Source organism: Ramlibacter monticola (assembly GCF_016722785.1).
GTDB lineage: Bacteria > Pseudomonadota > Gammaproteobacteria > Burkholderiales > Burkholderiaceae_C > Ramlibacter > Ramlibacter monticola.
In genome coordinates this window covers 19,062-36,232 of record NZ_JAEQNE010000003.1, presented here as the reverse complement: position 1 = coordinate 36,232, position 17,171 = coordinate 19,062, and the positions used below count along the sequence as shown (strand labels likewise).

Here is a 17,171-nt window from a genome sequence, read left to right as displayed (position 1 = left end):
CACACGACTGCGGAGATGCAGATCAAACTGGCCGGGCAGACGGACCTCGCGGGCTTCCGCTCCGAGGCGAGGCAACTGCTTGCCCATCAGGTGCCGCCCGAGGAGGTCGAGTGGGGGATGGAGGCGTCGGCCGACCCCTTCGCGGATCCCGGCCCCGCACAGGCCAGCCGGCCGAAAAACGTGGCCCGCGCCGCCACCGCCATCGTGCCCGCCTCGTTCACGCGCCTGTGCGAGTTCGTGGTGCTGCACCGCGATCCCGAGCGCTTCTCGCTGCTGTACCGGCTGCTCTGGCGCCTGGTCCACGAGCCCAACCTGCGCAACGACCCGCTCGACGCCGACATGCTGCAGGCGCAGCACATGGCGCATGCGGTGCGCCGCGACATCCACAAGATGAAGGCCAACCTGCGCCGGCACGCGCTGCGCGACGCCCAAGGCGAGGCGCTGGAGGTCGGCGGCTACGAGCCGGCCCACCACGTGGTGGAGGCGATCGCGCCCTGGTTCGCCAAGCGGATCGAGGCGCCGCGCTGGGCCATCTTCACCCCCGAGCGCAGCGTGCGCTGCGAGGGCGGCCGGCTGCACTTCGGCCCGGGTGTTCCCGTGGCCGAACTGCCCGGCAACGACGGCACGGAGTCGCAATGGCTGGCCTGCTACGAGCGCGTGTTCGCACCGCACGACAAGTCCGCCGCCGATGCCTGAGCGCCCCGACCCGCGGATCCAGTCGCTCGAGCAGCTCAAGACCGCCACCATGGCGTGCCGCGAGTGCCCGATCGGCGAGATCGCCAGCCAGTCGGTGATCGGAGAAGGCAAGCTCAAGGCCCGGCTGATGCTGGTGGGCGAGCAGCCCGGCGACCAGGAAGACCTGCAGGGCCACCCCTTCGTCGGCCCCGCCGGCAAGCTGCTGGCGCGCGCGCTGGAAACGGCGGGCATCCCGCGCGAGCAGACCTTCGTCTCCAACGCCGTCAAGCACTTCAAGTTCGAGTTGCGCGGCAAGCGGCGCATCCACAAGAGCCCGACGCAGAAGGAGATCGGAGCCTGCCACCACTGGCTGGAAGACGAGATCGCGCTGGTGCGACCGGGCGCGCTGGTGGCCCTGGGCGCGAGCGCGGCGCGCTCGCTGCTGGGGCGCGCCGTGCCGGTGCTCGCGAACCGCGGGCAGTGGCTGCCTCGGCCCGACGGGCTGGAGGTGCTGGTGACCCTACATCCGTCCGCGCTGCTCCGCGGAGATCCCGAGGAGCGCGAGCCGGCGTTCGAAGCGTTCGTCGCGGATCTGCGGCAGGCACAGAGGCTGTTCCGTCGCTGACTCGCGCGGCAGGTCGGCGCAGGCCACCGGTGGCAGCGGGTTCATCTGCTGCTCGATCACGTGCGGCCGCCGCAGGTTCAGCCCGGCGCCGTCGGAGCCCTGCAGGCCCATGCCGCCTTGCGGCGGCCCGGCCTGGGCGCCCAGTCCGGCCTGCGCACCCGCCATGGCCGGACGGCCCTGGAAGACCGCACCCGCGTTCGGACTCAACTCGTGGTTGGGCGGCTGGCCATAGGCTTCGAAGGCCAGCAGGGCCAGCAGCAGGATGGCGGCGACGCCGAGCCAGTGGTGATGGTGCGATTGCATGGGAGCTCCTTCCGAGAGCGGACGGCTCCAGTGTGGGCCTCTCGTGCCGCCGCTTCGACCCGAGCCAGGCACCAGCCTGCGTAGGACGGAACGCACGCTCGTCGATTGGCAGAGGCACAGTCACCGCTCGCTGCTAAACTGCGCGCGCATTTCCCCCGCCGTATCGAATGACTGTTGCCCTCGCAGGACGCACTCCTGCCACGTTCGAGATCAAGAGCGCGAACCTTCCCCTCGTCGCGCTGCTGCTGAAGTCTTCCGACCTCCAATCGCTGGAACAGGAACTGGAAGGCCGGTTCGGGGAGATCCCGGAGTTCTTCGACAACGATCCGATGGTGATCGACCTGGCGCCCGTGGGCGAGGGGGAGATCGACTTCGGGCGGCTGATTGCGCTGCTGAGGCGCTATCGCGTCGTGCCGGTGGCGGTGAAAGGGGGGACGCAGGCGCAGATGGAGGCCGCGCTGCAAGCCGGTCTGGCCGGTGCGCAGGATGCTGCCCTCACCCCGGCCCCCTCCCAGAGGGAGGAACAGCCGGTGGCCCCCGTGCCCGTCGCGGCGCCGCAAGTCCCCACGAGTGCACTCATCATCGACAAACCCCTGCGCTCCGGCCAGCAGGTCTACGCCCGCGGGCGCGACGTCGTGGTGCTCGCAATGGTCAATCCCGGCGCGGAGGTCATCGCCGATGGCCACATCCACGTCTATGCACCGCTGCGCGGCAAAGCCATTGCCGGCGCACGCGGCGATGCGGAAGCCCGCATCCTGACGCTGTGCCTGGAGCCCGAGCTGGTCTCCATCGCCGGCGTGTACCGCACCAGCGAACACCCGCTGCCCGACACACTGCGCGGCAAGCCGGCCCAGATCCGCCTCGAGGGCGAGAAGCTGGTCATGCAGCCGCTGAACCCGTAAAGGACTCCCCAATGGCAAAGATCATCGTCGTCACATCCGGCAAGGGTGGGGTCGGCAAGACCACCACCAGCGCCAGCTTCGCCAGCGGCCTGGCCCTGCGCGGCCACAAGACCGCCGTCATCGACTTCGACGTCGGCCTGCGCAACCTGGACCTGATCATGGGCTGCGAGCGGCGCGTGGTCTACGACTTCGTCAACGTGATCCACGGCGAGGCCACCCTCAACCAGGCCCTGATCAAGGACAAGCACAACGACAACCTCTCGGTGCTGGCCGCCAGCCAGACCCGCGACAAGGAAGCCCTGACCCGCGAAGGCGTCGAGAAGGTGCTGCACGACCTGGGCGGCATGGGCTTCGAGTACATCGTCTGCGACTCGCCCGCCGGCATCGAGACCGGTGCCCTGATGGCCATGCACTTCGCCGACGAGGCCTTGGTGGTGACCAACCCCGAGGTCTCCTCGGTGCGCGACTCCGACCGCATCCTCGGCATGCTGGCCAGCAAGACCCGCCGCGCGATCGAGGGCAAGGAGCCGGTCAAGGAACACCTGCTGATCACCCGCTACAACCCGAACCGCGTGGACGCCGGCCACATGCTGTCGCTGGAGGACATCCAGGACATCCTGCGCATCCCGCTCATCGGCGTGATCCCGGAATCCGAATCGGTGCTGCAGGCCAGCAACCAGGGCACCCCGGCCGTCCACCTGAAGGGCACGGACGTCAGCGAGGCCTACCTCGACGTCGTCGCCCGCTTCCAGGGCGAGGACCGGCCGCTGCGCTTCGTCGACCCCGAGAAGGCGGGCTTCCTGAAGCGCCTGTTCGGCGGGAGGAAGGCATGAGCCTGCTGTCCTTCCTGCTCGGGGAGAAGAAGCGCTCGGCCAGCGTCGCCAAGGAGCGCCTGCAGATCATCCTGGCGCACGAGCGCAGCGGCCGCAATCCGGGGGGCTCCCCCGACTACCTGCCGGCCCTGCAGCGCGATCTGGTCGCGGTGATCAGCAAGTACGTGAAGATCGACCCCAACCACCTCAAGGTCAACGTGGAACGCACGGACAACCTCGAGGTGCTGGAGGTGAAGATCGAGCTGCCGGAAGTCACACGCTGACACTCCTGTCATGATTGACAGGCTTGACAGCGAGACGCCTGTCAAGAGATAAAGAACGGATGAGCAGTCCGGTCGTCGTCAGCGTCACACATCGCTATTGCGCCCCTGCCGAAAGGGTGTTCGATGCGTGGCTCACGCCCTGGCAGGCTTCCCGATTCCTGTTCCGCAGCCGGGCGGGCATCGTCATGCAGTGCGAGCTGCAGCCCGAGGTGGGCGGCGCCTTCACGGTGGTCGAGCGGCGCAACGCCGCCGAAGGCGACGAAAGCGTCTTCAACGTGGTCCACAGCGGCCGCTACGTGGAGATCACCCGCCCCAGCCGCCTGGTCTTCGATGTCGGCGTGCTGTCCTTCCCGGACGAAAACACCCGCGTCACGGTGGACATCGTTGCCAGCACGGCGCAGACCTGTGAAGTAGTGGTGAAGCACGAACTGGGAGACAGTCGCCACGCCTTCGCCCTCCAGGATTCGACCCGCAGGGAGTGGACGGGCATGCTGAAGATGCTGGAACGCGAGCTGTTCCCGCGCCGCATCGGCGTGCAGCTCTGAGCGGCGGCGGCAGCGATGCCGCACGCCAGGCTTGCAAGGCCCTGACTCCGTCTTTACCTCACGAAAACGTTGCGTGGGGGCACCACTGTCAACTATCAGGCTTCGCATTCGTTGAGGCAGTGAGGAGAATCCTCGTCATGCCCTCTGCGATTGCCACGGACACCTTCACCACCGGCAGCGTCGTCGCCGCGAAGCTCGCGCGCGAAACGCTGGAAGCTTTCGATCCGGTGCTGCGTCCCCTGCTCGCCGGGCAGCAGTTCTTCGTGAAGCTGGCGGACGGCCGCTGGCATCCTCAGGGTTGCCAGCTCGGTCTGTGCCAGTGTTTCGAGTTCAGTGAACTGCTGGCCCCCGTCGCGCGGGGCCTGGCCCGCGCGGCCAACGACTAGGGCACTCAGCCCCGCCGGCCGCTCTTCGGCGGCGACGAGGCGTTGCTCCCCTGCGGCGAGCCGCCCCGCATCTTGCCCTGGTTGTTCCCGATGTGGTCTTCCCGGTCGTGCCGGCTCTGCGGCGTCCGGCGGCCTTCGTTGGTCTGGCTCGCCTGCCCCTTGCCCTGCTTGTTGCGGTCGTTTTCGACCTTGCCGGACGCCCCGGCCTGCTTGTCCTGCTCGGGACGCATGTACTTGTGGGTCATTGCGCTGCTCCTTTGGAAATTCCTGCCGGGGCTCACTTCTGGCCCCGCGGCTCGGCCAGCCGCCGGTGCCTCTGCGCCACGGCCTGCGACGGCATCACCTTGCTGAGCGCCACCTCCAGCTTGTTCTTCAGGCCGGCGACGACGTCGGCTTCGCCCTTCAGCATCGCCTCGAAGCCGATCCGGGCCACGTCGGCCGGATCCGCCTTCGGGGCCTGGCCGACGCGCGTGGCCACCATGTCGGCCCGCTCGAAGAAGTCGGTCTCCGTGGGGCCCGGCATCAGGCAGCTGATGGTCACGTCCGTGCCCTTCAGCTCGTTGCGCAGGGCGATGGAGAATGAATCGATGAAGGCCTTGGTGCCGTTGTAGACCGCCTGGAAGCTGCCCGGGATGAAACCGGCCACCGATCCCGTGACGAGGATCCGGCCCCGCGCCCGGGCCACCATGCCGCGGGCGACGTGCTGGACGAGATGGACCGTCCCCACGATGTTGGTGTTGATCACGTGCAGGATCTCGTCGAAGTCCTGCGCCAGGAACGAGCCGCCGAGTCCATGCCCCGCGTTGGCCATGAGCGCATCGACTTCGCGCTCGCCGATGGCCTGGATCAGGTGCAGCACGCCTTCGACGCTGGCCAGGTCGGCCTACACGGCTTGCACGTCCGCCCCGAGCGATTCGAAATCGTGCACGGCGTCGGCCAGGGGCGTGTCGGCCGCGACGATGAGGTCGTAACCGTGCTGCGCCGCGCAGCGTGCGAGGTGGTAGCCGATTCCCGACGAAGCTCCCGTCACCACGGCCAGCGGCCGTGGCGCCCTTGGTTCATCCATGCGTTCATCCTCCGTGGATGAACCCATTCTGGGAACGGCCGGGCGTCCTCCATGTCGGACAGGTCCGGCGCCCGGCGTGCTTGTTTCTAGGGGATGCCGGGGTGCCTCGGCCGTGCGGGGTCACTGGGTGCCTCCCCCAGGCTCCGCACTGCGTGCTCCGCCTCCCCCCTCCGCAGGCGGAGGGGGCGAGCGCCTTCGGGCGGCCGTGCGGCGCTCACTCCTCCTTCAGGAAGAACACCGCCTCGATCTTGTTGCCATCGAGATCGCGCACGAAAGCCGCGTAGTAGTTGTCCGCGTACTCCCGGCGCAGGCCCGGCTTGCCTTCGTCCTGCCCGCCCAGCTCCAGGGCCTTGGCGTGGAAAGCCCGGACCTCTTCCATCGAGTTCGCGTTGAAGCAAACGTGCACGCCGTTGCCCGGCGCGGCCTCGTCGCCGTCGAACGGAAACCCGACCCAGAACTCCGGAAAGCGTCGCCCGTAGCCGGAACCGTCCTCGGCGTCCATCAGGCACTGGATCTGCAGCGTGGCCAGCACGGCGTCGTAGAAGGCCTTGGCGCGCGGGAAATCGTTGGTGCCGATGGAGACGTGGGAAAGGGCGGGCTGCTGCTGCATGGGTCGATGTCGGGGGCGATAGGCCCCGGGGACTGGATTATGCGCCGCTCAAACCCCCATCGGACTCACCCCGATCAGCACCCGGTGCGCCCAGAACGCGAACGCCGCCCACGCCACGACGCCTGCCACCACCGTGAGCGCGGTGCGGGACGCCGTCCCCGGCGGATAGACTGTGCCCCGCTGGCGATCGCGCTGGCGCGCCGCCCGGTAGTCCAGCACCGCCCACGCGAGGAAGGATCCGAACAGCACCAGGTCGGCGAGCATGTTGTTGGCCAGCAGGTGCGCCAGCGCCCAGGCCTTCACGCCGAGGATCATCGGGTGGTGCAGCTTCGCCTTCAGCTGATTGCCGGGAAGGTAGGCGGCCACCACCAGCACGAACGCGACCAGCGTCAGCAGCGAAGCCAGGTGCCGCAGCCCCACGGGCGGCGGGCTCCACAGGACGACCGGTTGCTGGCGGGCCAGCCCGTAGCCGACGACCAGCAGCACGAAGCCGGCGAGCGAGACCAGCGAGTACACGCCCTTCCAGGGTTTCTCGCCCACCCTGGCAATGGTCGACGTACGCCAGCCGTCCGCGAACACGCGCACCGAATGGGCGCCGAGAAACAGCACCAATCCCGCAACCAGCGTGAGCATCGACCACCCCTCCGTCCAACGTGAAGGGGCGGACTCTACGCCATGCGGGCAAGGACTCAAGCCCCCCGGTCGCCGGTACTGCCTTGCGGTTCCCCCGGACTTCTATTGAATCCATTGCTCAAAGGTAGTCGTAGTAGATAAGGCCCCCGCCCCGCTGTGGACAACCGTCTTTTTCCCTTTCTCCGACAAGGACCTGCGAACGGGAGAGGACTGTGGGCACCCCTGCTTCCGACCTGTACCGCGAACTTGGACAACCTGCCGGTTCGGTCCGCCGGTGTGGATAACGCTGAGGTTGTGCCGGATCGGTCCACAGGCTTTTCGGCCCAAAAAAAATTTTCCTGCGCCCTTTCGTGTGGCGGCGAGACGACGCGGCGAGGCCCCGCACTTGCATTCCGGGCGTGCCGCCTCCCCATAATCCGCCCCAAGGAAGTCGAGGGAGGGCAGGCATGAAGGACGCAGGCGAAGACCAGGAAGACCGCACGCGCGGTTTCGTGCCGCCGGAGCCGCGGGGCCTCGGGGCCCGGTGGATCGCGCTGGCCCTGGCGGCGGTGATCGGGGTCGTGTTCGTGCTCGCCAAGGTCGTGCCGGCAGCCGATGCGAAGAAGCCGGTCGCGGCGCTGCAGCAGGCGCCGGTCAAGTGACGGCCCGCGGCGACCGCCGGCCGACGTAACACTTCGAAAGAGAGTCCCTGCGCGACCGCCCGGTTCGCGCGGCTAGTCCTGGCGCAGGATGGTCCAGGCGACGAGCGCGGCACCGAGCGCGCCGACGGCACCGCCGAGGAACACGGCATCCAGCCCCGCGACCTTGGCCAGCATGCCGTTGAGCGGCGGCGCCAGCCCCATGGTCACGTCCTGGAACATCACGTAGGCCCCCATGGCCGCGCCGCGGCTCTGCGGGGGCGAACGCTTCACCGCTTCGACCCCGAAGCCCTGGAAGCCGATGCCGTAGCCCGCGCCGGTGAGCGCCGCGCCCAGCCACGCGATCGCCGGATGCGGAGCGGCCCAGATCAGGGCCAGGCCGAGGGCCTCCGCCAGCACGCAGTACAAGGCCACGCGGGCGCCGCCGACCAGGTCCGGCAGGTGGCCCACCAGCAGCCGCGCCAGGATGAAGCCCGATCCCATGCTGGTGAGCGCCAGCGCGCCGCCTTCCCATCCGCGCTGCACGAACAGCAGCACGGCGAAGGTGTTGATCATCGCGTAGCCCACGCAGCACAGCGTGAGGCCGAGCCCCGGCAGCTTCAACGCGTTCACGACGTCGAAGAAGGGCAGCCGCGCGTGAAGGCTGGGCGGGGCGCCGACGATGAAGCTCGTGCCCACCAGTCCGATCGTGCCCGCGAGCAGCACGGCGCAGCCCACGCCCGCGAAACCGAACGCCGCCTGCAAGGCCGTGCCGAGCGGCGCCCCGGCGGCGAGCCCGCCGAACAGGGCCACCCCGATCCAGCCGAACACCTTGCCGGCATGCGCCGTGCTAACGCGCGACAGCGCCCAGGCCATGGTGCCCGTGATCAGGAAGCTCTCCGCGATGCCGGTGAGCAGGCGGCCGGCCATCACGAGGCCCAGCGAGAGGGAGGGCGAGGATTCCAGGAACGACGCCGACGCGAGATAGAGCCCCCCGACGCCGCAGGCGGCTGCCAGCCCCAGCAGCGCGGCCCGGCGCGGCCCGCGCGCATCCGACAGCCCGCCGGCCCACATCCGCCCGAAGATCGAGGACAGGTACTGGCAGCCCATCACGACGCCGATCATCACGGTGCCCTGCCCCAGCGCGTCGTGCAGGTGCCGGGGCACCACCGGCAGCGCCATGCCCATGGCCAGGAAGCCGTCGAACACCGACAGCATGAAGGGCAGCAGGGGAAGGAAGACGGACCAGAGCGAATTGCCGCGCGGGGCTGCGGGGAAATGGGTCGACCGGGCCATGCAGTGGACAGCATAGCGGCGAGTCGGCTGCCGGCCTGTCCCGGACTCGCCACGGGGATCCCGTGGGCCGGTTGCCGGTGGAGGCACACTCGCGCCCATGTCCACGCCGTTGAACTACCGCCACCTGTACTACTTCTGGGTCGTCGCCAAGGAAGGCGGCATGGCGCGCGCCGCCGAGCGCCTCGACATGGCGGTGCAGACGGTCAGCGCGCAGGTGCGCGCGCTGGAGCAGTCGCTGGGGTATGCGCTGTTCAAGCCGGCCGGACGCGGGATCGCGCTCACCGATGCCGGCGTGGCCGCGATGACGCAGGCCGACCAGATCTTCCAGATCGGCGAGCAGTTGCCGGCCGCAGTGCGCGACGCGGCGACGGGCCAGGGGCTGCGGCTCGCCGTGGGCATGTCGGACGGCCTGCCCAAGCTGGTGGTGAAGCACCTGCTGCAGCCCGTGCTGCACGATCCGCGGGTGCGCCTGCTATGCCACGAGGACGAATTCGACCGGCTGCTGGCGGACCTGGCACTGCACAAGCTCGATGCGGTCCTGTCCGACCGCCCCGCCCCGCCCAATCCCAACCTGCGGCTCTACGGGCACGCGCTGGGCGAGGCCTCCATGGCGTGGTTCGCGCCGGCCGACGTGGCGCGCAAGTGCAAGCTGCCTTTCCCGGCCTGCCTGGGCGAACTGCCGCTGCTGCTGCCCACGCACCATGCCGCCGTGCGCGCGCGGCTGGACCAGTGGTTCGAGCGCCAGGGCCTGCGCCCGCGCATCGCCGGCGAATTCGAGGACAGCGCCCTGCTCGCCGCCTTCGGCCGCAGCGGCATGGGCGCCTTTCCCGCCTCGCGCTGGTCGCACGAGGAACTGCTGCAGGACCGGCGCATGCGCCTCCTCGGCGACACGCCCGAGGTGCTGGAGCACTTCCACCTCATCTCCGCCGAGCGTCGCATCCACCACCCGCTGGTGCAGCAACTCCTCTCCTCTGCCCGCGGCGCGCCGGCCTCGCCCGCCAAGTGAGGCTCACCCGCGGGTGACCACCGGCTTCGGTTTCTCCCTGCGCTTGGCCGCGAACGGATAGGCGCCCTGCGGCGCCTCCTTGCGCGGCGGGATCTTCAGCGACAGGAAGATGGTGGCCGCCAGCACCGCGAAGGTCGCGCCCAGGGACCATCCCACCGGCACCTTGACCACGTCCGCCAGCAGCATCTTGGCTCCGACCAGCACCAGTACGATGGCCAGTCCGTAGGACAGCAGGTGGAAGCGCTCGTGCATGCCCGCGAGCAGGAAGTACATCGCCCGCAGGCCGAGGATGGCGAACACGTTCGAGGTCAGCACGATGAACGGGTCGGTCGTGATCGCGAAGATGGCGGGGATGGAGTCGACGGCGAAGATCACGTCCACCACGCCGATCAGCAGCACCACCACCAGCAGCGGCGTCGCCATCCTCACGCCGTCCACGTGCGTGAACAGGCGCTCGCCGTCGAAGCCGGGCGCGACCTTCAGGTGCTGCTTGACCCAGCGCAGCAGCGGGTTGGCGTCGAGGTCGGGCTCCTGCCCTGCCGCCCACCACATCTTGAGGCCGGTGAAGACGAGGAAGGCGCCGAAGAGGTACAGCACCCAGTGGAACTGCTCGATCAGCCAGGTGCCGAGGAAGATCATGGCCGCGCGCAACACCAGCGCGCCGAGGATGCCGATCATCAGCACGCGCTTCTGGTAGGCCGGCGGCACGCTGAAGTAGGTGAACAGCATCAGGAAGACGAAGATGTTGTCCACCGCCAGCGCCTTCTCCACCAGGTAGCCGGTGATGAATTCGAAGGACTTGTCGGCGGCCAGCTCCTGGCGGGCGGCGTCGCCCGAGGTGCCACCGAGGTACCACCACAGCCAGCCGACGAAGACGAGCGACACCAGCACCCACACCGCGGACCAGGTTGCGGCCTCGCGCATCGACACCTCGTGCGCGCCCTGCCGCGAGAGCGTCAGGAAGTCGACCACGAGTGCCGCAACGACGAACGCGGCAAAGAGCGCCCACATGGTGGGAGTGGCGGTCATCATGGAATTTCTCCTCGTGCGTCGCCCCTCCCCCCATTTTCGGCCGTTTCCTACGCGGCCTGCTGGATCCCCGCGATCATCCAGCCGCCGAAGCCCGCCTTCGGCTTCGTCAGGTGCCAGACCTCGTCGAGATCCTCGGGCACCGCGCCGGCCTGCTCGCGCACGCTGCCGGTGAAGCGCACGCTGACCACGTAGCGATCGGCGTCCTCCGCCACGTCGAGCACCTGCGCGTTCAGGCCGAACACCTCGGTCTTCTGCGGCGCATCGCCGCGCTCGGCGATCTCGGAGCGCACCACGTCGAACATCTCCGGCGACAGGTAGTCGCGCAGGCGGTCCAGGTCCTTCGCGTCGTTGGCGGCTTGCAGCGCCGTGAACTGGTCACGCGCGGTACGCTCGAACGCCGCGACGTCGAAGCCGGCGGGGATGTTGCCGACGCCCGTCGTCGCAGCCGCCCCGGCGAGGCTGGAGCCGATCAGCGAACCGCCCGGACGCTGCGTCGCCGCCTGGACGTTGCGGTAGGCGACATCCTGGGCCTGCGGCTGCCGGAACACGCCACCGCTGTTGCCGGTCGCGCCGGCGCCGGCGAGGGCCCCGCCCTGGCTGGCCGCGCGCTTGCGCATCACGAACCGGAAGACGAACACCACTGCCATCACCAGCAGCGCAATGGTGAGCATGTTGGCCAGCCCCTCGCCGAAGCCGAAGTGCGAGGCCAGCGCAGCGATGCCGAGGCCGGCCGCGAGACCCGCCACCGGTCCGAGCCAGCTGCGCTTCGCGGTCGCTGCCGCAGCCGCACCGGGCATGGCCGCCGCCGCGGGCGCGCCGGCGACCGGCGCGGCCTGGCCGGGGGCGCCCGGCGTGGTCGCGGGAGTGGCGTTGTTGGCGGGCGCGGTCACGCCTTGCCGCTGCATGCCCGCCGAGCGGCCGCCGCCCAGGCGCTTCGCCTCGGCGTCGAGGGCCAGCGTCATCCCCAGGCTGAGGACGATGGCGAAGAGAGCCAGGGTCTTTCTCATGTGTGTCTCCTTGTGGCAATGAGTCAGGAGGCCCAAGATACGCGCGCGGGACCAAAGAAAAAAGCAGCGTGTTGCTGCAGATCACTCAGGAAAAACCGAAGTTCGCCCGGGCGTGCCCTGCCATCGTCCCGTCACACTCGCGTTGCACCATGGCAGGCAAAGTCCAGGAAGCCTCTCATGCCTCTCACGGTCGACCAGATCATCCGCCTCTACCGCACCGAAGGTGCCGTCCGCGACGGCATCAAGAACATCAGCCAGGAGCAGCATGCGCTGCAGTGCGCGCAGCTGGCCGAGCAGGCAGGCGCCGGGCCGCAACTCGTGGCGGCGGCGCTATTGCACGATCTCGGCCACCTGCTGCAGCCGGCTGCCCGGGACGAGGCTGCCTTCGACGACCTGCACGAATTCCGGGTGCAGCCGTTCCTGCGCAACGTGTTCCCGCGGGCCGTGCTCGATCCGATCCTGCTGCACGTGAGGGCCAAGCGCTACCTGTGCGCCCTCAGCGCGAGCTACTGGGACCGGCTTTCATCGGCCTCGAAGCGCAGCCTCGAACTGCAGGGCGGGCCGCTGCGGACGCGCGAGATCGAGCTGTTCCTGCGCGAGCCGCATGCGATGGACGCGGTGGCGCTGCGGCAATGGGACGACCAGGCCAGGAGCCCGACGCGGCGCACGCCGGGATGGGACCACTACCGGCGGGTGCTGCAGCGCGTGGCGGTGTACGAACCCGAAGTGCTGGCCGCCTAGTCCCAGAACACGTCCACCTTCTTCAGGCGGCGGCAGGCCCGCGCGCACTGCTTCGCGAGCAGGGGCTCGCGCCCCGCGAGCCAGCCGACCGCGAACCACGCGGCCGGCTCCTCGGCCGCGTGCTCGCGCATCAGCTCGCCGCCGACGACTTCGTCCTGGTAGAGCCCCAACGCATCCTGCAGCGCCTTGAGCTCGCCCACGAAAGAGTCGACGGCACGATCGGGGAACAGCGCCTGCGACAGCTCGGCGAGGTAACGCAGCCGCTTGAGGCGCTTGCGGACCGAGTGCCGCGCGGGCTCGTCCAGCGTCTCGAAGCGGACGCCCTCCTGCAGCACGCGCGCGTGCAGCTTGCGCAGGCGCTTGCGCACCAGCCGGCGCGTGGTCGCGAGCGGCGGGGCGCCCTCTTGCGGCGCCTGTTCGAGGCGGTGCGCCGCCGCCAGCAGCTGCAGCCAGGCCGCCTGCACCGGCGCGGCCCGCACCGCGGCCCCGAGGTCGGGCAGCGCGGGCCGCCAGGCGAGCGGCGGACCGCCCGCGGCCAGCACTTCGCGCTCCAGCGCGGGCACCAGCGTCGCGCGGTCGCGATGCTGCCCCAGCACCTGGAATAGCGCGTCGAGCGCCGGACCCACCTGTTCCTGCACGCTCGCCAGGTCGCCGAGTGCGTCGAGCTCGCGCAGCACCGTGCGCACCCGGCGCAGGCCCACGCGCAACTGGTGGACGTGCTCGTCGGACCCGGCGCCGGCGCCGAACTCGCGCGCGTTGCCCAGCGCCTGCTGCAAGCCGGCGCGCAACAGCGCGCCGGCGAAGCCGGTTCCCGTGCGCTGCTGCAACTTCGGCGGTTCCGGGCGGACCGCAGGCGGCTGCGTCTCGCCTTGCGCCAGCCGCCGCCCCGCGTCGGACTTGGACAGGGGATCCAGCCACAGGCCGTGCTTCTCGCACCAGCGCCCGGCGAGTTCCACCAGGGCGGCTGCGCTGCCCTCCTTCAGCTCGAACTCGATCTCCTGCACCCGCTGCACGCGGCCATGCGCGCGCAGCTCGCCCCGGTCCAGCGCGATCTCGACCGAGCTGCCCCCCGCGGTGACAGTCCGCGACAGGCGCGTGATGTCGGTTTCGAGATAGCACTCGAGCACGGCCGGGTCGTCCCCCAGCGCTTCGCGCAGGCAGTCGCCCACCGGCTCGCCCGCGTGGCGCGCGAGATCGAGCTGCGGCGCCGCGCCGGTCGGAAGCGGGACTTCGTGTTCCAGCCGTTCGAAGGCGTGCGCGCCGGGCGCCTTCGCGGTCTGCACCCACCGCCGGCCTTCCTTGCGCAGGCGCAAGGCGATGCGCTTCGCGGCCAGCGCCTGCTCGCCGGTGTCGAAATAGCGCGCCTGCAGGCGCTGCTCTTCCACGGCGCCGCGCCGGACGGCGGCGGCGACCGCATCGACACGCCCGGAGGGCACCTGGAACTTCAACTCGAATTCCGGCATGCGCGCATTTCCGCGATGGGGGCCCGCAGCTTAAGCCAGGGAGCCAGGCGCTGCACGGCTCCTGCGCCCAGCCGTTCGGCGGGCCCGTCACGCCATTGTCACAAGAGTCCCCGACACTGCCACGCTCGCGTCATCATTCCGACATCGAAACCATGTGCGACGCCGCCGCCGACGTGACGGAACTCCGTTTCCTCGACCGTGACCACAGCATCCTGGCCTTCAACGAGCGGGTGCTGGACTGGGCCCAGCGCAGCTCCGTGCCGCTGCTGGAGCGCCTGCGCTTTCTCACCATCGTTTCCTCCAACCTCGACGAGTTCTTCGAGGTGCGCGTGGCCGAGCACGTGAGCGCGGCGCTCGCCGGCGAGCACGAGGGCCTCTACACGGCGCGCAGCTTCGAACAGATCTCGCTCGCCGCGCACCGCCTGGTGGAGCGCCAGTACGCCCTCTACAACGACGACCTGATGCCCGCCTTCGCCCGCGAAGGCATCGAGATCGTGTCCCACGGCGACCGCAACGCGGCGCAGAAGGAGTGGGTGCACGAGTACTTCGAGCGCGAGGTGCGGCCACTGCTGGTGCCGGTGGGGCTGGACCCGGCGCATCCCTTCCCGCAGGTCGCCAACAAGTCGCTCAACTTCATCGTTCGCCTGGGCGGGCAGGACGCCTTCGGGCGCGAGAACGAGATCGGCATCGTCAAGGTGCCGCGCGTGCTGCCCCGCCTGATCCCGATGCCGGCCAAGGTGGCGGGCAAGCGCAGGCTGCTGGTGTCGCTGTCGAGCGTGATCCGGGCCCATCTCGACCTGCTCTTTCCCGGCCGCGAGGTGGGTCAGTTCTCCCAGTTCCGCGTGACGCGGCACTCGGACCTCGCCGTCGGAGAGGAGGAAGTGCGCAACCTGCGCACCTCGCTGCGCCTCGGCCTGCAGCAGCGGCATTACGGCCAGGCCGTGCGGCTGGAGGTCTCGGCCGGGTGCTCGGAATACCTCTCGAACTTCCTGGTCAAGCAGTTCGGCCTGCCGGAGCAGGCGCTGTACCGCGTGCACGGCCCGGTGAACCTGGTGCGCCTGCAGCAGATGATCGACCTGGTCGATGCGCCGCAGCTGCTGTTCCCGGCCTACCGGCCCTCCTACCCGCGCCAGCTGGTCCCCGGCCGCCCGGTCTTCGAGCAGTTGCAGAAGCAGGACGTCCTGATCCACCAGCCCTTCGAGAGCTTCGACGGCGTGCTCGACTTCCTGCGCGCGAGCGTGCTCGACCCGCAGGTGCTGGCCATCAAGCAGACCATGTACCGCACCGGCGCCGACGACGAGATGCTGGACCTGCTGCGCGAAGCGGTGCGGCGCGGCAAGGAAGTCACGGCCGTGGTGGAGCTCAAGGCGCGCTTCGACGAGGAGGCCAACATCAACTGGGCGGAGGGGCTGGAGGCGGTCGGCGCCCAGGTGGTGTACGGCGTGGTCGGCCTGAAGACGCACGCCAAGATGCTGCTGGTCACCCGGCGCGAGAACGGCGCGCTGGTCCGCTATGCGCACCTGTCCACGGGCAACTACAACCCGCGCACGGCGCGCGTGTACACGGACCTGAGCCACCTGACGGCCGATCCCCTGCTGACCTCGGATGTGGAGCAGGTGTTCGTCCACCTCGCGGCGCAGAGCAAGCTGCCGAAGCTGAACCACGTCTGGCTGGCGCCCTTCCAGCTGCAGAAGAAGCTGGTCGAGCAGGTGGAGACCGTCGCGGCCGCCGCGGGTGCGGGGCTGCCCGCACGCATCCAGCTGAAGATGAACGCGCTGACCGACGAGCCGCTGATCGGCGCGCTGGTGAAGGCCGGCCGGCGGGGCGCGAAGATCGACCTCATCGTGCGAGGCGCCTGCATGCTGCCGGCGCAGGTGCCGGGCCTGACGGACAACATCCGCGTGCGCTCCGTCGTCGGCCGCTTCCTCGAGCACTCGCGCGTGTTCTACTTCCGCGCCGGCGACGAGGAGGAGCTGTATCTCTCCAGCGCCGACTGGATGAACCGCAACATGCTGCGGCGGGTCGAGCTCGCCTGGCCCGTGAAGGACCCGGCGCTGCGCAAGCGCATCGTGGAGGAGTGTCTCGAGATCTACCTCGAGGACCACCGCGATGCCTGGGACCTGCAGCCGGATGGAAGCTACCGGCGAGTCAAGGGCGCCGAGGATCCGAAACTTCGCGGCGCCCAGGCCGTGCTCATGGAGCGCTTCGGTGCGGTGAACGAACAGGAGGTGCGCACATGGACCTGATCCTCTGGCGGCACGCCGAAGCCGAAGACGAACGCGACGGCCTGCCGGACCTGAAGCGCGCACTGACGAAGCGCGGCGAGAAGCAGGCGGCGAAGGTCGGCGCCTGCCTGAAGCGCGAGCTGCCGGATGACACGCTGGTCCTGTCCAGCCCCGCGGTGCGCTGCGTGCAGACCGCGGACGCCCTGGGCCGCAAGTACCAGGTCCGCGAGGCGCTGCAGCCCGGTGCGAAGGCGCAGGACCTGCTGGACGCCGCGCAGTGGCCGTCGGCGAAGCAGCCGGTGATGATCGTCGGGCACCAGCCGGTGCTGGGGCAGGTCGTCGCGCGGCTGCTGCGCATGGAAAGCGGCGAGTGCGCGCTGCGCAAGGCAGGCGTGTGGTGGCTGCGCGCGCGCGAGCGCGAGGACGGGCAGGAGATCGTGGTGTGGGCGATGCTTCCGCCCGAGCTCGCCTCCTAGGAGCCCAGGCTCCTAAGCCTTCGCCGGCCTGCCGGTCTTCATCCGCGGCACGGCCGACAGGCTGGCGAGCAGCGCTTCATCCTTCATCGCCGCGAGCGCCATGATGCCCGCGCGCAGGACTTCGCTCTTCTTCGCCGGCTGCCCCAGCTTCTCGGAGCGCAGCTTCAGTTCGTCGAGCGCCGCGTATTCCGCCTTCGGAATGGTGAAGCTGTCGCGAACGAGCTTGAGCTTCTTCGGCTTCTCGGACTTCCCGGGCCTTGCGGGCTTCGCCGCTTCCGGCACCTTCGCCGTCGCGATCGCCTCGGCGGCGGGCGCGGTTTTCGCCGCCGGAGCCTTGGGTGCACGGGCGACAGGCGCGGCCGCGCGCTTCGCCACCACCCGCTTGAAGGCGGCCTTCTTCGCTGCTGGCATGGACGAGACCCTCCGTGGACAGGGAATCAGTTTAAACAGCGCATACCGTTTCCGGC

At 69.7% G+C, this 17,171-nt stretch carries 23 protein-coding genes; 12 read left to right on the top strand and 11 right to left on the bottom strand.

Going from position 1 to position 17,171, the window contains the following annotated elements:
• Positions 1-15: 15 nt before the first annotated feature.
• Both JJ685_RS13570 and JJ685_RS13565 read left to right on the top strand, forming a co-directional pair.
• Positions 16-696 carry a DUF4130 domain-containing protein gene (locus tag JJ685_RS13570; protein WP_201674806.1) on the top strand — a complete coding sequence of 227 codons (681 nt, stop codon included), beginning with the start codon at positions 16-18 and terminating at the stop codon, positions 694-696.
• Positions 689-1,300: a UdgX family uracil-DNA binding protein gene (locus JJ685_RS13565; RefSeq protein WP_201674805.1), complete on the top strand. Its 612-nt coding sequence runs from the start codon at positions 689-691 to the stop codon at positions 1,298-1,300. Before JJ685_RS13570 ends, JJ685_RS13565 begins: the two co-directional genes overlap by 8 nt.
• Here the strand turns inward: JJ685_RS13565 and JJ685_RS13560 are convergent.
• On the bottom strand, positions 1,196-1,603 hold the full coding sequence (locus tag JJ685_RS13560) for a hypothetical protein (RefSeq protein ID WP_201674804.1): 408 nt from the start codon (positions 1,601-1,603) through the stop codon (positions 1,196-1,198). The two genes, JJ685_RS13565 and JJ685_RS13560, sit on opposite strands and share 105 nt — an antisense overlap.
• A gap of 167 nt (positions 1,604-1,770) precedes the next feature.
• Here JJ685_RS13560 and minC point away from each other — a divergent pair, with 167 nt between their 5' ends.
• The 5 genes from minC (at position 1,771) to JJ685_RS13535 (ending at position 4,532) form a co-directional block, all read left to right on the top strand.
• Positions 1,771-2,505 (top strand): septum site-determining protein MinC, encoded by a 735-nt coding sequence (gene minC, locus JJ685_RS13555; RefSeq protein ID WP_201674803.1) that lies wholly within the window; start codon positions 1,771-1,773, stop codon positions 2,503-2,505.
• Between the two features lie 11 nt (positions 2,506-2,516).
• A complete protein-coding gene (gene minD / locus JJ685_RS13550) occupies positions 2,517-3,338 on the top strand; it encodes a septum site-determining protein MinD (RefSeq protein WP_201674802.1) in 822 nt (273 codons plus the stop codon).
• Positions 3,335-3,601, top strand: coding sequence for a cell division topological specificity factor MinE (gene minE, locus JJ685_RS13545; RefSeq protein ID WP_201674801.1), 267 nt, complete (start codon positions 3,335-3,337; stop codon positions 3,599-3,601). Before minD ends, minE begins: the two co-directional genes overlap by 4 nt.
• Before the next feature lie 59 nt (positions 3,602-3,660).
• Positions 3,661-4,146, top strand: coding sequence for an SRPBCC family protein (locus tag JJ685_RS13540; RefSeq protein WP_201674800.1), 486 nt, complete (start codon positions 3,661-3,663; stop codon positions 4,144-4,146).
• A 137-nt stretch (positions 4,147-4,283) separates the two neighbouring features.
• On the top strand, positions 4,284-4,532 hold the full coding sequence (locus JJ685_RS13535) for a hypothetical protein (RefSeq protein ID WP_201674799.1): 249 nt from the start codon (positions 4,284-4,286) through the stop codon (positions 4,530-4,532).
• A 5-nt stretch (positions 4,533-4,537) separates the two neighbouring features.
• On the opposite strand, the gene JJ685_RS13530 is transcribed toward JJ685_RS13535, so the two are convergent.
• The 5 genes from JJ685_RS13530 to JJ685_RS13515 form a co-directional block, all read right to left on the bottom strand.
• Entirely contained in the window at positions 4,538-4,777 is a 240-nt protein-coding gene (locus tag JJ685_RS13530) for a hypothetical protein (RefSeq protein WP_236598996.1), read from the bottom strand.
• A gap of 32 nt (positions 4,778-4,809) precedes the next feature.
• Entirely contained in the window at positions 4,810-5,409 is a 600-nt protein-coding gene (locus JJ685_RS13525; protein WP_330901788.1) for an SDR family NAD(P)-dependent oxidoreductase, read from the bottom strand.
• 6 nt (positions 5,410-5,415) lie between these two features.
• Positions 5,416-5,598, bottom strand: coding sequence for an SDR family oxidoreductase (locus JJ685_RS30280; protein WP_330901762.1), 183 nt, complete (start codon positions 5,596-5,598; stop codon positions 5,416-5,418).
• Between the two features lie 214 nt (positions 5,599-5,812).
• Positions 5,813-6,208: a VOC family protein gene (locus tag JJ685_RS13520; RefSeq protein ID WP_201674798.1), complete on the bottom strand. Its 396-nt coding sequence runs from the start codon at positions 6,206-6,208 to the stop codon at positions 5,813-5,815.
• A gap of 48 nt (positions 6,209-6,256) precedes the next feature.
• Positions 6,257-6,841: an NnrU family protein gene (locus JJ685_RS13515; protein ID WP_201674797.1), complete on the bottom strand. Its 585-nt coding sequence runs from the start codon at positions 6,839-6,841 to the stop codon at positions 6,257-6,259.
• A gap of 446 nt (positions 6,842-7,287) precedes the next feature.
• Between JJ685_RS13515 and JJ685_RS13510 the strand changes: the two genes are divergently transcribed.
• The gene (locus tag JJ685_RS13510; RefSeq protein WP_201674796.1) at positions 7,288-7,482 is read left to right on the top strand and encodes a hypothetical protein; all 195 of its coding nucleotides are present in this window, start codon (positions 7,288-7,290) and stop codon (positions 7,480-7,482) included.
• A 72-nt stretch (positions 7,483-7,554) separates the two neighbouring features.
• On the opposite strand, the gene JJ685_RS13505 is transcribed toward JJ685_RS13510, so the two are convergent.
• The gene (locus JJ685_RS13505; protein ID WP_236598995.1) at positions 7,555-8,754 is read right to left on the bottom strand and encodes an MFS transporter; all 1,200 of its coding nucleotides are present in this window, start codon (positions 8,752-8,754) and stop codon (positions 7,555-7,557) included.
• A 97-nt stretch (positions 8,755-8,851) separates the two neighbouring features.
• Here JJ685_RS13505 and JJ685_RS13500 point away from each other — a divergent pair, with 97 nt between their 5' ends.
• Complete coding sequence (locus JJ685_RS13500) at positions 8,852-9,760, top strand: LysR substrate-binding domain-containing protein (RefSeq protein ID WP_201674795.1); 909 nt, start codon at positions 8,852-8,854, stop codon at positions 9,758-9,760.
• A gap of 3 nt (positions 9,761-9,763) precedes the next feature.
• Here JJ685_RS13500 and JJ685_RS13495 read toward each other — a convergent pair whose 3' ends face one another.
• Together JJ685_RS13495 and JJ685_RS13490 are read right to left on the bottom strand one after the other, a co-directional pair.
• On the bottom strand, positions 9,764-10,792 hold the full coding sequence (locus tag JJ685_RS13495; protein WP_201674794.1) for a TerC family protein: 1,029 nt from the start codon (positions 10,790-10,792) through the stop codon (positions 9,764-9,766).
• Between the two features lie 47 nt (positions 10,793-10,839).
• Entirely contained in the window at positions 10,840-11,799 is a 960-nt protein-coding gene (locus JJ685_RS13490; protein WP_201674793.1) for a Tim44 domain-containing protein, read from the bottom strand.
• Between the two features lie 177 nt (positions 11,800-11,976).
• On the opposite strand from JJ685_RS13490, the gene JJ685_RS13485 reads away from it, so the two are divergent.
• A complete protein-coding gene (locus tag JJ685_RS13485) occupies positions 11,977-12,540 on the top strand; it encodes an HD domain-containing protein (RefSeq protein ID WP_201674792.1) in 564 nt (187 codons plus the stop codon).
• Here the strand turns inward: JJ685_RS13485 and JJ685_RS13480 are convergent.
• Positions 12,537-14,003: a CYTH and CHAD domain-containing protein gene (locus JJ685_RS13480; protein WP_201674791.1), complete on the bottom strand. Its 1,467-nt coding sequence runs from the start codon at positions 14,001-14,003 to the stop codon at positions 12,537-12,539. The two genes, JJ685_RS13485 and JJ685_RS13480, sit on opposite strands and share 4 nt — an antisense overlap.
• A 152-nt stretch (positions 14,004-14,155) precedes the next feature.
• Between JJ685_RS13480 and ppk1 the strand changes: the two genes are divergently transcribed.
• Both ppk1 and JJ685_RS13470 read left to right on the top strand, forming a co-directional pair.
• Positions 14,156-16,249: a polyphosphate kinase 1 gene (ppk1, locus tag JJ685_RS13475; protein ID WP_201674790.1), complete on the top strand. Its 2,094-nt coding sequence runs from the start codon at positions 14,156-14,158 to the stop codon at positions 16,247-16,249.
• Positions 16,240-16,704 carry a SixA phosphatase family protein gene (locus tag JJ685_RS13470; protein ID WP_201674789.1) on the top strand — a complete coding sequence of 155 codons (465 nt, stop codon included), beginning with the start codon at positions 16,240-16,242 and terminating at the stop codon, positions 16,702-16,704. The genes ppk1 and JJ685_RS13470 overlap by 10 nt, the downstream gene beginning before the upstream one ends.
• A 12-nt stretch (positions 16,705-16,716) precedes the next feature.
• Here the strand turns inward: JJ685_RS13470 and JJ685_RS13465 are convergent, their stop codons facing one another.
• Complete coding sequence (locus JJ685_RS13465) at positions 16,717-17,079, bottom strand: hypothetical protein (protein WP_330901761.1); 363 nt, start codon at positions 17,077-17,079, stop codon at positions 16,717-16,719.
• Positions 17,080-17,171: the final 92 nt, after the last annotated feature.

Bases quoted from the DNA above. Each gene is read 5' to 3' on its own strand.
- JJ685_RS13520 (WP_201674798.1), bottom strand. From the start codon at position 6,208: ATGCAGCAGCAGCCCGCCCTTTCCCACGTCTCCATCGGCACCAACGAT.
- JJ685_RS13535 (WP_201674799.1), top strand. From the start codon at position 4,284: ATGCCCTCTGCGATTGCCACGGACACCTTCACCACCGGCAGCGTCGTC.
- JJ685_RS13495 (WP_201674794.1), bottom strand. From the start codon at position 10,792: ATGATGACCGCCACTCCCACCATGTGGGCGCTCTTTGCCGCGTTCGTC.
- JJ685_RS13485 (WP_201674792.1), top strand. From the start codon at position 11,977: ATGCCTCTCACGGTCGACCAGATCATCCGCCTCTACCGCACCGAAGGT.
- JJ685_RS13530 (WP_236598996.1), bottom strand. From the start codon at position 4,777: ATGACCCACAAGTACATGCGTCCCGAGCAGGACAAGCAGGCCGGGGCG.
- JJ685_RS13490 (WP_201674793.1), bottom strand. From the start codon at position 11,799: ATGAGAAAGACCCTGGCTCTCTTCGCCATCGTCCTCAGCCTGGGGATG.
- JJ685_RS13470 (WP_201674789.1), top strand. From the start codon at position 16,240: ATGGACCTGATCCTCTGGCGGCACGCCGAAGCCGAAGACGAACGCGAC.
- JJ685_RS13565 (WP_201674805.1), top strand. From the start codon at position 689: ATGCCTGAGCGCCCCGACCCGCGGATCCAGTCGCTCGAGCAGCTCAAG.
- JJ685_RS13505 (WP_236598995.1), bottom strand. From the start codon at position 8,754: ATGGCCCGGTCGACCCATTTCCCCGCAGCCCCGCGCGGCAATTCGCTC.
- JJ685_RS13510 (WP_201674796.1), top strand. From the start codon at position 7,288: ATGAAGGACGCAGGCGAAGACCAGGAAGACCGCACGCGCGGTTTCGTG.
- minC (WP_201674803.1), top strand. From the start codon at position 1,771: ATGACTGTTGCCCTCGCAGGACGCACTCCTGCCACGTTCGAGATCAAG.
- JJ685_RS13570 (WP_201674806.1), top strand. From the start codon at position 16: ATGCAGATCAAACTGGCCGGGCAGACGGACCTCGCGGGCTTCCGCTCC.
- JJ685_RS13515 (WP_201674797.1), bottom strand. From the start codon at position 6,841: ATGCTCACGCTGGTTGCGGGATTGGTGCTGTTTCTCGGCGCCCATTCG.
- ppk1 (WP_201674790.1), top strand. From the start codon at position 14,156: ATGTGCGACGCCGCCGCCGACGTGACGGAACTCCGTTTCCTCGACCGT.
- JJ685_RS13540 (WP_201674800.1), top strand. From the start codon at position 3,661: ATGAGCAGTCCGGTCGTCGTCAGCGTCACACATCGCTATTGCGCCCCT.
- JJ685_RS30280 (WP_330901762.1), bottom strand. From the start codon at position 5,598: ATGGATGAACCAAGGGCGCCACGGCCGCTGGCCGTGGTGACGGGAGCT.
- JJ685_RS13500 (WP_201674795.1), top strand. From the start codon at position 8,852: ATGTCCACGCCGTTGAACTACCGCCACCTGTACTACTTCTGGGTCGTC.
- JJ685_RS13560 (WP_201674804.1), bottom strand. From the start codon at position 1,603: ATGCAATCGCACCATCACCACTGGCTCGGCGTCGCCGCCATCCTGCTG.
- minE (WP_201674801.1), top strand. From the start codon at position 3,335: ATGAGCCTGCTGTCCTTCCTGCTCGGGGAGAAGAAGCGCTCGGCCAGC.
- minD (WP_201674802.1), top strand. From the start codon at position 2,517: ATGGCAAAGATCATCGTCGTCACATCCGGCAAGGGTGGGGTCGGCAAG.
- JJ685_RS13480 (WP_201674791.1), bottom strand. From the start codon at position 14,003: ATGCCGGAATTCGAGTTGAAGTTCCAGGTGCCCTCCGGGCGTGTCGAT.